The sequence below is a fragment of the Enterobacter cloacae complex sp. ECNIH7 genome, from assembly GCF_002208095.1.
In the GTDB taxonomy this organism is placed as follows: domain Bacteria; phylum Pseudomonadota; class Gammaproteobacteria; order Enterobacterales; family Enterobacteriaceae; genus Enterobacter; species Enterobacter cloacae_M.
The window spans coordinates 4814498-4828563 of record NZ_CP017990.1 but is presented as its reverse complement, the minus strand read 5'-3'; the positions used below and the strand labels follow the sequence as shown (position 1 = coordinate 4828563).

Here is a 14066-nt window from a genome sequence, read left to right as displayed (position 1 = left end):
CCTTTACTCCTTCTCTCTGGACTCTGGCAGATGCCAGAAATCGAAAAAATTAAACCAGTCGAGCGGCGACATGAGGGCGTAATGCTCCAGCCGCTGCGCGTAGCGATCGACGGTATCCTGCAGCGCCTGCTGGCGTTCACCGCGCGGCAGGCGCAGCGGGTCGGCAAACGGTTCGCTGTGCAGGACGAGCTTACCCTGCTGGCGCAGGGCAAAAATCAGCACCACCGGGCAGCGCAGGATGGAGGCCAGGATAAACGGCCCTTGGGGGAACGGCGCTGGCTGGCCCATGAACGGACTCCAGATCACGCGCCACTCGCCGCCACGCTGCGGATTCACCGCGATGCGGTCGCCCACAATCGCGACCCATTCTCCCCGCTCAAGCTTCTCTTTGATGGCAATCGCGGTGTCCGGGCCGATATCGGTAACCGACATCAAATTCACGCCCGCCTGGGGCGCCATTTCGCTCATGATTTGCTTAAAGCGCCGGGCGTTCTCGCTGAAGACCAGGGCGGTGATAGTTTTGCTGCCGTCCAGCTGGGCCAGCGCCCGGCAGGCCTCAACGTCGCCAAGATGCGAGGCCAGCAGCAGCTTGCCCTGCGGCGCCGCGATATTAAGCGTTTCGCTCGCGCCGGGGGCAAAGACCACGTCGCGATCAAACTTCAGCTCACCGCGCCAGCTGGCGACTTTATCCAGCATCGCGTTGCCGAAGCGCATGAAATGGAAAAAGCTGTTGAGCCGCGGGGGAACGGGCATGTTCCGCTGACGCAGCTCTTGCTTCACCCTTCCAATCCACTGCCGCGAGGCCTGGCGCGCCGGACGCGCGATAAGCCAGTACACGCCGATTACCGGCCACAACAGCACGGTAAAGGCCCGGCGCCCCATCAGCTTCCAGACGCGCAGCATCAGGCGCATCCCCCACAGGCCTTTGACCTCGTCCTGCTGCGCCCAGTGCTGGCGGCGTCGACGGAAAAGCAGGCCGGGCATGCGGGGCAGCATGCCGAAGAACAGCCGGGTATGCATCAGGGAGATCCGCACGTTATCTTTTAACGCGTCGAAGTGGGACAACCCGTCCTGCGGATAGGTGACGCGGGTGGGCAGAAAGATGCTGGTGTTGCCCTGCCAGTAAAGACGGACCATCACTTCGGTGTCAAAGTCCATCCGTTTGCCGAGCGTTTCACGCGCTGCCAGCCGCAGCGTGGGCGAGACCGGGTAGACCCGAAAGCCGCACATGCTGTCTTTAAGCTGCAGGGATAAGGTCTCAATCCACACCCAGACGTGGGTTACCCAGCGTCCGTAGAGCCGCGAGCGTGGAATGGAATCATCGTAAATGGGCTGGCCGGAGATCAGCGCGTCCGGGTGGCGCTCCGCCAGCGCCAGCAGTTTGGGGATATCTTCGATGGCGTGTTGACCGTCCGCGTCCACCTGCACGGCGTGGGTATAGCCCGCGCGCGCGCACTCCTCCAGCCCCCTGATGACCGCGGCACCTTTCCCGGCGTTTTGTGCCAGACGGACCAGCGTCATCTGCGGCTGTTCTGCCGCAAGGCGTTCGAGCTCCTGACGGGTGATCGCTTCGCTGCCGTCATCCACCACCAGGCACGGCAGGCCGAACGGCGCTAGACGCGACAGCACGCGGGCGATCATGGCGCCGTGGTTGTAGCACGGGATCAGCACGCAGGGGCGAAAGGTTACTGACATAGCCGAATTTTCCCGCTGCTGGCGGTATGGCGCTCCGCCCCGGCGTGACGCTGGTAGCTGAAGGTCAGCATCTGACGTTCGGCATGCCACTCAAGCACCAGCGTCACCGTAGTTTCCGGAAGCAGAGGCGCCTGGAACTTCACGTTTTGAATGCTGTGAAAGCGGTAGCCCGGCGCCAGTAACGTTGTGGCGTAGTGCATCACCCAGTCAAGCTGCGCAACGCCGGGCAGCAGCGGCTGTACGGCAAAATGGCCCTGAAACCAGAACAGCGCCGCGTCGAGATGCAAAATGATTTCCAGCTTCTCCGGCTGTGTCTGGCGGCGCTCAATTTCAGGAGTTTTCATGAAATAACTCCTCTAACTGCGCATAGACACGCTTGTTCATACTGTTTACCGGCATTTCATCGACAATGCGCCAGTAGCGCGGAACGGCGACCGGCTCAAGCCACGGCAGCAGGGCGCGACGCCAGGCGAACTCCTGCGCTTTTTTATCCTGCATATACCCGCGCTGGCGAACCGCTTCGTCCAGCACCAGCAGGGCGCCAATCCCCTGACGGCCTCCGCGCGTGACCGGCAGCGCCGCCGCTTCGCAAATGCCGTCGAGCTCCAGCAGGCGACGTTCGATCTCGTTAAGCGAGATGCGCTTTTCTTCAATTTTGACCACCCGCCCGCGACGACCGGCGATGCTGAACAGCCCCTCGCTGTCGAAGTGCAGGATATCGTCCAGCTGGAGTCCTTCAGCCTCGTGGATCAGTGGCGACGTGACGCGACAGGCGTCATCTTCCTGATGGAAGATAATGCCGGGGAAGGCAAGCCACGGGACGTTATCCTGTTGGCGATGGCGCCAGGCGAGGATCCCGGTTTCGGTGCTGCCATAAATTTCATCCGGGCAGATGTTAAGCCAGCCCGCGGTGGTGGAAACGTCACACCAGGGCAGCATGCCCCCTGCTGAAATCAGCATTCTGACGGGCGGCGCGGGCAGTTCCGTATCCAGGCGCTTCAGGAACGCCGGGCTGCTGATGAACAGGTAATGTCTGTCATGAGGAAGGGCGGCCAGCTGTTCAGCGTAGTAGAGCATCGCGGCATGCAGCGGCAGCCCCAGCGCCATCGGCAATACGATGCGGAATGTCAGGCCGTACAGGTGTTGCGGTACGACCGAGGCGACAACGCTACAGCCGGTCAGACGTTCGCCGAAGCGGTCAGCCAGCAGACGGGCTTCGCGATCCAGGCTGACGATGTGCTTAATCACCCGGCGCGGGGTACCCGTGGAGCCGGAGGTGAACAGCTCAACGAAGCGGCTTTCGTCAATCTCCGGCAGGGGCGCCCAGCGGCTAGCCGTCTGATGGCTGGAGGCCACCACAATCAGCTTGCCATGGAAACCGAGAGTCCGATCGCTCAGAACGCCGCTAAACAACGACTGCTGTTCTTCAAGCTGCGAGACGCGGCTATGGCCGGGGATGACCGGCGTTTTACCGGCATGCAGCGAGGCCAGCAGCGCAACGATAAACAGGTAGCTGTTTTCAAAGCACAGCGCCCAGCGCTCGCCATCCTGCTGACGCAGGGTGTCGACCAGCAAGGTCACGTCGTGGCGCAGCTGGCCAAGCGTCCAGGTACGATCGTCAAGCCAGGCAACGGGCGTATCGTCAGGGCGGGGCGCATTTAACCACTGGCCCAGCGGAAGGGGGTTAGTCATTGTGCATCTCTTTTTTAATCACCCGCTGGCGCACCAGCCACTCTGTCGCCATCAGCGTCCCCATCAGGATATAAGCCACCATACCGTTCCACAGCGTCCACAGATGTATGTCGCCGTGCAGCACGGTGAACAGCGCCATCGCGCCGTTTCCGATGAAAAAGCCGCACCAGACGAGGGTCACCTTGCGGGTATAGCGCACGCCCTCCGGGGGCAGGTTTGGCTCGCGCAGGCGCGCAAGCCGTTCGACCAGCGGCATCGCGGTCCACAGCGAACCGCCGAACACGGCCAGCATCACAAGGTTGACGACCACAGGGTAAAACAGCAGCCACTGGTGGGTTTTCAGCAGGTAGCTTGCCGCGCAGAGCGCGATGCCCGCGAGCGCCACGCACTGCACCACATACCGCATCGGGCCGGAGTTCCGCCGCGCCTGGCGCAGCCGCAGCAGCAATACCAGCGCCATCACCGGCAACAGCCACTGCAGGCTGTTGTGCGTCAGCCCAAATCCAATCAGGAAGGGCCACGCCAGCAGCATCAGCCCCGTCAGAAGGGGGATAACCGGCAACGTCCGTCCACCACGCACGGTGTTTTACTCTTCGCGCAGAAGCTGTTCGACGGCGTCTACCACATCCTGAACGGTACGAACCGACTTGAAGGTTTCCGGCTTGATTTTCTTGCCCGTTTTCTTCTGCAGATGAACAATCATGTCCACCGCGTCAATGCTGTCCAGCTCCAGGTCTTCGTAAAGACGGGCTTCGGGCGTAATGTCCTGCGGGTCGATTTCAAAGAGCCTGGTCAGCAGGCCGCAGACTTCCTGATAAATGGTTTCTTGTTCAGTCATCGTTCACATCTCAGGCGCGTTGAGCGTTGATAAAGGACGCCAGCGTGGCGACGGAAAAGAAGTGCTGGCGCATCTCTTCGCTTTCGGCAGAAAGCACCACGCCATACTGGTTTTTTACCGCCAGACCCAGTTCCAGCGCGTCAATGGAGTCCAGACCCAGCCCATCGCCAAACAGCGCGGCATCGGTATCAATATCCTCTGCGGTAAGCTCGTCCAGATTCAGCGTGGTGATTATGAGATTCTTAATTTCAAGATAAAGCGCTTGCATCATTAATTCCTGACAAAGATTGAAGGCCTGATGTTAATCGATGCTGCAGATGCCGGTTTAACTGCCTTGCCGCCAGCGCCGGTTCTTGTTCATTTGCATCGTAAAATTCGTCGATGTTCACGCGGTCGCGGACATCCACGGTGAAAACAGGTTTTTCTGGCGGTACATCATACCAGCGGCTTTTTTTATCCAGCAGATGTTCGCTACAGTGGATCAGCACCACCCGCAGATCGCTGTTACAGCGCACGGCGATATTTGCCGCGCCGCGCTGGAGGGAGATAGCCTCGCCAAACCGGGTACGCGTGCCTTCCGGGAAGATTAACAGCGTGTCGCCCTGAGCCAGACGCTGCTGGCTGGCCGCGAGCAGGGGCTCGGCTTCGCTGTTAATCAGGTAATCCGCCGCGCGGATGACGCCGCTGACAAAGGGATTGCGCAGCAGCGCGCTTTTCACCAGGCAGTCGGTTTCGGGCATCACCGACGCCAGAATCACGTAGTCTATTAACGTCGGGTGGTTAGCCACCACCAGACAACCCCGCTCGCTGCGCAGCGCGTCAAGATTGTGAATGCGATAGTCCAGTACGCCGAGGCCGCGCGCTACGGTCAGGAAGAAGCGGAAGCTGGCCGCAATGCTGCGACGCGCCAGGCGACGACGGCTGGCGCGGTCGCGCTGGACGATGAGCAGCAGGTTGAACCAGACCAGCGACAGCAGCAGCCCGCCCACGCCAAACAGCGCGAAGCAGAAGCCGGTCATCGCCAGGCGCCATAGCCAGTTAATTCGGGCAGCCAGGCGGTTCATGCGCGCGTCCATTGCCACAGCAAACGTTCGCCGGGCACCACGAACTGACGTTCCTCGCTGAGATAGCGCTGCAGGAACATCAGGCTTTGCGGCAGGGCGGGTTCTTCACCCGTGCAGCCGCTACGGGTTTCACACTGCAATCCGTTGCCGGATTCAATCACCAGCGCCAGCGCGTAGGGCCAGGTGGGCATCTGCGGCGGTAGCGCCGGATGGTAAAATTCCGGCAGCGCGCCGTCAAAATCGACCAGGAGGACGCGGGAATAGCCCGCCTGCAGCAGGCTCAGCACTTCACATAAGGCCTGCTGGAAGGTGTCCAGCCCGGCAGAAATGGATGACGAGACGATGGCCTGGCGTGCGGTGATCGTGAGATTGCCCACCGCGGAATTGTGCACGGACATCGCGAAGTCGGTGGGTGAAACGGACTGCCCGGTCGCCAGGGCATGCAGAATACGGTCGTTGCGCTCCAGCTCGCCGTGGCGGCTGGAATAGACGACGGCATCAATGGTGTGGTTTTGCAGCATGGCAAGACCAATATCCACCGCCAGCTTACTGCCTGAGTTGAGGCGGCGCGCGGTCATCATGGGTAAAGCGGTCAGGCGGGGAAGCGGGGCCGCTGGATCGACGGTCAGCTGCAGGCGTGACCACGCCTGCCACTCTGTGGCATCGCTGAGTCCTGGCGCTCTTGCCTGCCAGTCGATAATGTTAAGTGAAAATTTCATCTACGCGCGTCCGCGACAAAAAAACCGTATTCAAAGGGCAGGCTGGGCCACCCGGGCAGCTAAGCTGCTCTATTGTTCACGTTTGGTGCATATCAGCAGGGTATGACCGACCCCAAGGTTGTCCAGCCGCTGTTCAACGCTGAAACCTGCGCTCTCCAGGTAGCGATAAAACTTCTCTACGCTGTAAAACCGGCTATTGCCATTCGCCATACAGGTGAAATAGAGCGAGGTGGCATTCAGGCTGAAAGAGGCTGCTTCAAATTTCTGAGCATCCCAGAAAAGCTCCATGATGCACAAACGTGCGCCTGGCTTCATGGCCTGTGCGACGCGCGTCAGCATGGCGACAATCTGATCCGGAGAGAAACAATCCAGGAACTGGCTCATCCACCAGACGTCGGCGTCACCCGGCAATGTTGCTGGGCTAAGCATATCGACAGCATGGAATGCAATACGATGAGAAAAACCTGCTTTTGCGATGTTTTCCTGCGCCAGCGCTATCTGCTGCGGCAGATCGAGGATCGTCACGGCAACATTTTCGTCATAGCGGCAGCAGCGTAACGACCATTTACCCGTATTTCCGCCCACATCGTACAATTTTGTCGGCGAGCTTGCGAATATATATGGCAAAGCAGCGTCAAAAGCGGCGTCAGAATAGTAATGATCGAAGGCGAACCAGCTCTCTTTCGCCGGAGCTGGTAATTGGGATAACGCCGGGTAGATGGTTGGCCAGTTGCCAAACACGGCTAATCCGGCCGGTTTTTCCTCCTGCAGGGCGTCCGCCAGGTGAAATAGCCCCTGATAACAAACGTCCTGGGTGAAATCCATATTTACGCGGGTCATTTCGTCGTGCAGTAAAAAATGGCCCACTTTCGCCAGAAAATAACGTCCATTCTGTTGGGTAACGATTCGACCGCTTAATCCCATATCCAGCAGTACGCTGACGCCATAGCTGCCGAGCGTGCTGTGTTCGGTTATTTCCTCGAGGCTTGCTCCCTCTTTTCCTTGTTTATCGAGCCAGGCGAGAACGCCTGAGTTACGCAGACAAAGCGCAGTCTGGAATAACATCGGGGCAAAGGCGATGCGTTGCGCTTCGGTAATGGCATCCAGTGCGCTGAGTGTGTCCTTTTCGTACATTCCTGCGTAACCTTTGAGGGCAATAAAGAGAGGTTATCGGGCCATACGCGGCCCGACTTTAGAAAAAATTACAGCGCGGCGCCAGCGGAGAGGTTCAGCTGAATGTCGTGGTCGAGGTTATTCACCCAGCGGTTATAATTTTTGTGGATTTTACCGTCTGCCGCTTTCAGGTTAAGGCTGTTTTCATAGTTGATTGAATAGCTTGTGGCCGTGTACGGAATACTCACCTGGACCGAGTGATCGCGTGACTGCAGACGCCCCTTAATCATTCCCGGGCCGGTTTCCGTCATGATCCAGTCGCGTTTTTGGCCTGCTTTCAAAATTGCCGTTTTTACCTGATCGGCAGTATGGCCCGCGCTTACAATAGAGTGAACCTGAGCGATTGGCGCGGTACGCGCGCAGCCTGCCAGCGCGCCAACGAATACGGCAGCAGCACACCATTTAACGATCTTTTTCATCAACAACTCCATATCAATAATAACAATTAAAGGCAGTGGTTTTTACAAATAATACTCATCCGGCTTTTTGTTATCGCCAGGTGTAATTTTTAATCAATATTAATGGTTACATTACGTTGAAGCGAAGGCGGGAATAATAACATGGAAAATAAATAAGGATTTCATTTTTTATAATTTGCGTTAAATCATGAATTGCGTTTGAACGTAATGCGCGCGGCGTAATTAAAACCGGAATGAATATCGCCTTAACGCAAATAAAAATACCGCGACGGATTAGGGGCGCGGTAATTTACGGTGTATTACTGACGGTTTAAACCTACCTGTACAGGCGGGTCCGTTACCCGGGTAACCGGCTTTTCGGCCTCCCCGGCCCGAGCAGGATCGCCAGCTTGCTGCCGCCTTTGGTGGTTTCCATCCAGATTTTACATACGCTGGTAAGGGGGACCGACAGCAGCATACCGACCGGGCCCAGCAGCCATCCCCAAATCAGTAAGGATAAAAATACCACCAGCGTCGACATGCCCAGCCGGTGTCCCATCATGCGCGGCTCAAGAATATTGCCCAGCACCATATGCACGACGAGGAACAGCGCGCCGACCAGCATGCATTCGTAGAAGCCGTTAAAAAGAAACGCCTGAATCATCGGCGGCACGGCGGAAAGCACCGCGCCAATATTGGGCACGTAGTTCAGCAGAAAGGCCAGCACGCCCCACATCAGCGCGAACTGCACGTCCATCAGCATCAGCCCCAGCCAGACAATCACCCCGGTCCAGACGCTCAGGAGCGTTTTCAGCGCCAGATATTTGGAGACGCCCTTCAGGGCTCGGTGTAACCCGGCAATGTGAATTTGCGGATTGTTCAGCGCAAAGCGCAGCTTATAGGGGACGTGGCGGACTTCGAACAGCATAAACACCACCGTCATGACCAGCAGCAGAATGCTGGCCATCGCGCCGGAAAGCCCCGTCATCAAGGTGGTGGCGTAGGTCATGACCTTCTCGGAGTCCATCCTGCGCAGCATCCGTTCGGGTGAGATATGCAGATTAAGGAAGGGCACCATCTCCTGCAGCGCGACAATTTTACGCGTCAGCTCTTTGTTGTACTGCGGCAGCATGGTGGAGAATTCGCTCAGCGATGCCGCCAGCACGCCGAAGAGCGCCGTCAGGCCAATCAGCATGACAATAACCACGATGGTGATGGCTACCGGACGGCTGACGCCCCGGCGTAAAAACCAGGTGACCAGAGGATTAAGCACGATGGCAAAAAAGAGCGCCAGCAGGAGCTGAACAATAATGTCAGCGGCAGCATGGATACCCGCAAGGATAACCACCAGACAGGCGAGTTTTAATAAGATGTGAAGTCCTGCTTTGTCGGACGGGTTAGCGATCATGCGTGTTCCTTAATATGATGACCCGATAAGTGTAGTGCCCGGGCTTCGCTTCGTCTGGCACCGTTAATCTGAAAGTCGGGGCTGATTTTCTTATTGCGCCGTGGTAATAGTGAAACACTGTTGTAAAAAATCCAGGTAGAACCCCATGCCCGAACCTGCCGCTGAACCGGCACTGAGCGGACTGCGCCTCAATCTGCGCATCGTTTCCGTTGTGATTTTCAACTTTGCCAGCTATCTGACCATTGGCCTGCCGCTGGCGGTCCTGCCGGGCTATGTCCATGACGTGATGGGCTTCAGCGCCTTCTGGGCGGGGCTGGTGATTAGCCTGCAATATTTCGCCACGCTTCTCAGCCGCCCGCATGCCGGGCGCTACGCGGATACGTTCGGTCCAAAAAGCATCGTGGTGGTGGGACTGTGCGGCTGTTTTCTCAGTGGCCTGAGCTATCTGCTGGCTGCCGCAACCGGCCACTGGCCGCTGGTCAGCCTGGCGCTGCTCTGCCTGGGCCGCGTCATTCTTGGCATCGGGCAAAGTCTGGCGGGAACCGGCTCAACGCTGTGGGGCGTGGGGGTGGTAGGCGCGCCCCACATTGGCCGGGTGATCTCCTGGAACGGGATTGTCACCTACGGTGCGATGGCGCTCGGGGCGCCGCTCGGCGTGGCCTGCTATGCGCTTGGCGGGCTGTATGGGCTGGCTATCACCATTATGGCGGTCGCGCTGCTGGCAATCCTCTTTGCGCTGCCGCGTCCGAAAGTTAAGGCCAGCAAAGGCAAGCCGCTGCCATTTCGGGCGGTGCTGGGGCGCGTCTGGCCGTACGGCATGGCGCTGGCGCTGGCGACCACCGGCTTTGGCGTAATCGCGACCTTCATTACCCTGTTCTACGACGCCAAAGGCTGGGACGGCGCAGCCTTTGCGTTAACCCTGTTTAGCTGTGCGTTTGTTGGCGCCCGCCTGCTTTTCCCTAACGGCATCAACCGCCTTGGCGGGCTGAACGTGGCGATGATCTGCTTTGCGATAGAGATTGTCGGGCTGTTGCTGACCGGAATAGCGATGGTGCCCTGGGTCGCGAAAGTGGGCGTGTTCCTCGCGGGGGCTGGCTTTTCCCTGGTCTTCCCGGCGCTGGGCGTGGTGGCGGTAAAAGCCGTGCCGCAGCAGAACCAGGGGGCAGCGCTGGCGACCTATACGGTGTTTATGGATATGTCTTTAGGGATTACCGGCCCGCTGGCGGGGCTGGTGATGTCCTGGGCAGGCGTGCCGGTGATCTATCTTGCCGCGGCGGGCCTGGTGGTGATTGCGCTCCTGCTGACGTGGCGGCTAAAAAAATGGCCCCCGGTGCAGGCACCGGAGGCCACGTCATCATCGTGAAGCGTTACTGGATCACGATGGTGTTAATAATGTTTTCAGCAGCCGTCTGCGCTTTCTGCTGATCTTCGGCTGGCAGGGTGATCTGCAGGGTCAGCAGTTTGTTATCAACCTTGCCCAGCACCACAGAAGAGTATGCGGTCTGGCCTTTTGCAGAGATGATGCTGTCGAGCTGTTGCAGCGTGTGGCCTTTCAGCTCGATGGATTTATTGGTCACGACCTGCAGCTGCGGATCGCGGCCGCGCTGCTGATCTTCCAGACGTTTGGACAGGACGGCCAGATCTTCGCTGGTGTCGTCGCCCACAATCACAATGACCGCTTTCTGCCCGGTTGCGTCGGAGTAAACGTGCATGTTGTTCGCCTGGGTGCCCAGCTTGCCGCTCTGATCGGTCATATCGGCTGGCAGAGAGAAGCTGAGTTTGCCATCCATCAGATTCACCGGCTGGCCGGTCGCGTTGCTCTCTGCGGATGCGCCCTGAGCAGGCGTTTTCGTGTCGCTGTTATCACAGGCTGCAAGACCCACAACCAGCAGGCCAATCCCGACATATTTAACCAGATTGCGCATTGACTTCTTCCTTTCGATAAACGGCCATAACGGCTCATTCGTTCATCTTATCACAACTGATAAAGCGAACCCTTAACCAGCCTGCAATGCCGTGATTTCAGATTTATCTGCCAGCCTTTTCAGCAGCATATTGAGCAGCACGCCGTACATCGGCAGGAAGAAAACAATGCTGATGAGGACCTTGAAGCAGTAGTCCACCAGCGCGATTTCCATCCAGTGTTCGGCCATGAACGCATCCGGGCTGCGCCAGAAGGCGATGAAGAAGAAGGCCAGCGTATCGCTCACGTTACCGAACAGCGTGGAGGCGGTTGGCGCCATCCACCAGCGATGATTCTGACGCAGGCGGTTAAACACGTGCACGTCGAGGATCTGCCCCAGCGCGTAGGCCATAAAGCTTGCGGCAGCGATACGGGCAACAAACAGGTTGAAGTGGGTTAACGCCTCAAAGCCCTGCCAGCTTCCCATATAAAACAGAGACGAAACCACGTACGAGATGAACAGCGCCGGGAGCATGACCGAAAAAATAATACGGCGAGCCAGCGGTGCGCCAAAGATACGCACGGTCAAATCCGTCGCGAGGAAAATAAACGGGAAGCTGAATGCGCCCCAGGTGGTGTGAAAACCAAAGATGGAGATCGGGAGCTGCACCAGATAGTTGCTGGAGGTGATCACCAGCAAATGGAAAAGCGAAAGCCAGAACAACGCTTTTACGCGCTGTGATTCAGAAAACGACGTCATATTGTGACCTTTTTATACGTTGGGGTGAGGGAACCCAATAAAAACCGCAGCATGATACTGCTTTGTCAGGACATTGCAATGGTTAGTTTTTACGCAATCGTTAACCTGGTTTGCATTGATCGCAACCGGGCGTAAACTACAGCCGTTTTTACCAGACCGAGAAGATCATGACCGACCTGTTTTCCAGCCCAGACCACACTCTTGATGCCCAGGGCCTTCGCTGCCCGGAGCCGGTAATGATGGTACGCAAAACCGTGCGCAACATGCAGACCGGTGAAACGCTGCTGATTATTGCCGACGACCCGGCCACGACCCGCGATATTCCCGGCTTTTGTACCTTTATGGAGCATGAACTGGTGGCACAGCAGACCGAAGCGCTGCCGTACCGGTATTTGATTCGTAAGGGGTAGATGGGCGCCTCTGCGGCCTGATGCCCTCACCCCGGCCCTCTCCCGCGGGGAGAGGGAGAACGTCATCCCTTCATCCACGCCCTGATCCCGTCCAGGAACATCTGCGTTGCCATCATCACCAGAATCAGCCCCATCAGGCGCTCCAGCGCGTTCACCCCTTTCTCACCCAGCAGGCGCAGGAACAGCGACGACTGCAGCAGGATGATAAACGTCCCGCCCCAGGCGATCAGCAGGGCAATCACCAGATGGCTCATCTGGTTCGGATACTGATGCGACAGCAGCATCAGCGTGGCCAGAATGGTCGGCCCTGCGACGAGTGGAATCGCCAGCGGCACGATAAACGGCTCTTCACCCGCGGGCAGGCCGCTGCTGCTGCCTTCCGCGCTCGGGAAAATCATCTTAATGGCAATCAGGAACAGAATAATCCCGCCGGAAATCGAAACGGTTTCGGCGCGCAGGTTGAGGAATGCGAGAATTTTCTCACCGGCAAACAGGAAGATAAACATCAGCAGCAGGGCGATGAGCAGCTCGCGGATCATGATCGCCCGGCGGCGCTTCGGCTCGGTGTGCTTCAGCACCGACATGAAGATAGGCAGGTTTCCCAGTGGATCCATAATCAGGATCAATAAAACCGCCGCGGAAATGATTTCACTCATCTTTAAATTATCCCTGATACTTAGTAGTGTTATTTCGATGATTAGCGCTTTTTCTGATTGCCGGGCAATCATCGATTAATTTCGCTTGCGACTTTGGCAGCATTTTGTAATGTGAAGCATATCCCAGTTCAATACTGGCTTGCACAATCAGCACACACCCTCAGCAGGAAAAAAATGCTATGAAAAACGTTGGTTTTATCGGCTGGCGCGGTATGGTCGGCTCTGTACTCATGCAACGCATGGTTGAAGAGCGCGATTTCGACGCTATCCGCCCGGTCTTCTTCTCCACTTCCCAGCTCGGCCAGGCTGCTCCGTCCTTTGGTGGTACCACAGGCACGTTGCAGGATGCTTACGATCTGGAAGCGCTGAAGGCACTCGACATTATTGTGACGTGCCAGGGCGGCGATTATACCAACGAAATCTATCCAAAGCTGCGTGAAAGCGGCTGGCAGGGCTACTGGATTGACGCGGCTTCTTCGCTGCGCATGAAAGACGATGCCATCATCATTCTCGACCCGGTGAACCAGGACGTCATCACCGACGGCCTGAACAACGGCGTGAAAACCTTTGTCGGCGGTAACTGTACCGTCAGCCTGATGCTGATGTCCCTCGGCGGCCTGTTCGCGCAGGATCTGGTTGAGTGGGTCTCCGTGGCGACCTACCAGGCGGCGTCCGGCGGCGGCGCGCGTCATATGCGCGAGCTGCTGACCCAGATGGGCCAGCTGCACCAAAGCGTCGCGACCGAGCTGGCAAACCCGGCGTCCGCGATCCTTGATATCGAGCGTAAGGTCACTCAGCTGACCCGAAGCGGCGAGCTGCCGGTGGATAACTTCGGCGTACCGCTGGCCGGTGGCCTGATCCCGTGGATCGACAAACAGCTGGATAACGGCCAGACCCGCGAAGAGTGGAAGGGCCAGGCTGAGACTAACAAAATCCTCGCGACCGCGAACACCATTCCGGTTGACGGTCTGTGCGTGCGTATCGGCGCGCTGCGCTGCCACAGCCAGGCCTTCACCATTAAACTGAAAAAAGATGTGTCTATTCCGACCGTGGAAGAGCTGCTGGCCGCGCACAACCCGTGGGCGAAAGTGGTACCAAACGATCGCGATATCACCATGCGCGAGCTGACCCCGGCTGCCGTTACCGGCACGCTGACCACGCCGGTTGGCCGTCTGCGCAAGCTGAACATGGGGCCGGAGTATCTCTCCGCGTTCACCGTCGGCGACCAGCTCCTGTGGGGCGCCGCCGAGCCGCTGCGCCGCATGCTGCGCCAGCTGGCGTAATAATTTGTTAACTACCGGGGGTGATTTTCACCCCTTTTTTTTGCGTACTACATGGAGTAACACGCGT

At 57.9% G+C, this 14066-nt stretch carries 17 protein-coding genes; 3 read left to right on the top strand and 14 right to left on the bottom strand.

Annotated features, from left to right (window positions below; all coding sequences use genetic code 11):
- Positions 1-3: 3 nt before the first annotated feature.
- From WM95_RS24130 to WM95_RS24080, 11 genes are all read right to left on the bottom strand, one after another.
- The gene (locus WM95_RS24130) at positions 4-1695 is read right to left on the bottom strand and encodes a glycosyltransferase family 2 protein (RefSeq protein WP_063408962.1); all 1692 of its coding nucleotides are present in this window, start codon (positions 1693-1695) and stop codon (positions 4-6) included.
- A complete protein-coding gene (locus WM95_RS24125) occupies positions 1686-2039 on the bottom strand; it encodes an ApeI family dehydratase (protein WP_063408963.1) in 354 nt (117 codons plus the stop codon). Before WM95_RS24125 ends, WM95_RS24130 begins: the two co-directional genes overlap by 10 nt.
- Positions 2026-3387: an acyl-CoA synthetase gene (locus WM95_RS24120; protein WP_063408964.1), complete on the bottom strand. Its 1362-nt coding sequence runs from the start codon at positions 3385-3387 to the stop codon at positions 2026-2028. Before WM95_RS24120 ends, WM95_RS24125 begins: the two co-directional genes overlap by 14 nt.
- Positions 3380-3967: a hypothetical protein gene (locus WM95_RS24115; RefSeq protein WP_063408965.1), complete on the bottom strand. Its 588-nt coding sequence runs from the start codon at positions 3965-3967 to the stop codon at positions 3380-3382. The genes WM95_RS24120 and WM95_RS24115 overlap by 8 nt, the downstream gene beginning before the upstream one ends.
- Positions 3968-3973: 6 nt before the next feature.
- Positions 3974-4225, bottom strand: coding sequence for an acyl carrier protein (locus WM95_RS24110; RefSeq protein WP_008503082.1), 252 nt, complete (start codon positions 4223-4225; stop codon positions 3974-3976).
- Between the two features lie 10 nt (positions 4226-4235).
- Positions 4236-4493: a phosphopantetheine-binding protein gene (locus WM95_RS24105; protein WP_008503081.1), complete on the bottom strand. Its 258-nt coding sequence runs from the start codon at positions 4491-4493 to the stop codon at positions 4236-4238.
- Positions 4474-5289: a lysophospholipid acyltransferase family protein gene (locus WM95_RS24100; protein WP_063408966.1), complete on the bottom strand. Its 816-nt coding sequence runs from the start codon at positions 5287-5289 to the stop codon at positions 4474-4476. The genes WM95_RS24105 and WM95_RS24100 overlap by 20 nt, the downstream gene beginning before the upstream one ends.
- On the bottom strand, positions 5286-6008 hold the full coding sequence (locus tag WM95_RS24095; protein WP_063408967.1) for a beta-ketoacyl synthase chain length factor: 723 nt from the start codon (positions 6006-6008) through the stop codon (positions 5286-5288). Before WM95_RS24095 ends, WM95_RS24100 begins: the two co-directional genes overlap by 4 nt.
- Positions 6009-6077: 69 nt before the next feature.
- Positions 6078-7142 carry a methyltransferase gene (locus tag WM95_RS24090; RefSeq protein ID WP_032662220.1) on the bottom strand — a complete coding sequence of 355 codons (1065 nt, stop codon included), beginning with the start codon at positions 7140-7142 and terminating at the stop codon, positions 6078-6080.
- A 68-nt stretch (positions 7143-7210) separates the two neighbouring features.
- Positions 7211-7600: a hypothetical protein gene (locus WM95_RS24085; RefSeq protein ID WP_023309518.1), complete on the bottom strand. Its 390-nt coding sequence runs from the start codon at positions 7598-7600 to the stop codon at positions 7211-7213.
- A 337-nt stretch (positions 7601-7937) separates the two neighbouring features.
- A complete protein-coding gene (locus WM95_RS24080; RefSeq protein WP_023309517.1) occupies positions 7938-8987 on the bottom strand; it encodes an AI-2E family transporter in 1050 nt (349 codons plus the stop codon).
- A gap of 145 nt (positions 8988-9132) precedes the next feature.
- On the opposite strand from WM95_RS24080, the gene WM95_RS24075 reads away from it, so the two are divergent.
- Positions 9133-10350 carry an MFS transporter gene (locus tag WM95_RS24075; RefSeq protein ID WP_047173958.1) on the top strand — a complete coding sequence of 406 codons (1218 nt, stop codon included), beginning with the start codon at positions 9133-9135 and terminating at the stop codon, positions 10348-10350.
- Positions 10351-10354: 4 nt separating this feature from the next.
- Here WM95_RS24075 and WM95_RS24070 read toward each other — a convergent pair whose 3' ends face one another.
- Together WM95_RS24070 and WM95_RS24065 are read right to left on the bottom strand one after the other, a co-directional pair.
- Complete coding sequence (locus WM95_RS24070) at positions 10355-10912, bottom strand: DcrB family lipoprotein (RefSeq protein WP_023309515.1); 558 nt, start codon at positions 10910-10912, stop codon at positions 10355-10357.
- A 72-nt stretch (positions 10913-10984) separates the two neighbouring features.
- Positions 10985-11650 carry a 7-cyano-7-deazaguanine/7-aminomethyl-7-deazaguanine transporter gene (locus WM95_RS24065; protein WP_023309514.1) on the bottom strand — a complete coding sequence of 222 codons (666 nt, stop codon included), beginning with the start codon at positions 11648-11650 and terminating at the stop codon, positions 10985-10987.
- Positions 11651-11817: 167 nt separating this feature from the next.
- On the opposite strand from WM95_RS24065, the gene tusA reads away from it, so the two are divergent.
- Positions 11818-12060 (top strand): sulfurtransferase TusA, encoded by a 243-nt coding sequence (gene tusA / locus WM95_RS24060; RefSeq protein WP_008503071.1) that lies wholly within the window; start codon positions 11818-11820, stop codon positions 12058-12060.
- Between the two features lie 62 nt (positions 12061-12122).
- On the opposite strand, the gene WM95_RS24055 is transcribed toward tusA, so the two are convergent.
- Positions 12123-12716 carry a YhgN family NAAT transporter gene (locus WM95_RS24055; RefSeq protein WP_063408968.1) on the bottom strand — a complete coding sequence of 198 codons (594 nt, stop codon included), beginning with the start codon at positions 12714-12716 and terminating at the stop codon, positions 12123-12125.
- Positions 12717-12895: 179 nt separating this feature from the next.
- Here WM95_RS24055 and asd point away from each other — a divergent pair, with 179 nt between their 5' ends.
- Entirely contained in the window at positions 12896-13999 is a 1104-nt protein-coding gene (asd, locus tag WM95_RS24050; RefSeq protein ID WP_022649649.1) for an aspartate-semialdehyde dehydrogenase, read from the top strand.
- Positions 14000-14066: the final 67 nt, after the last annotated feature.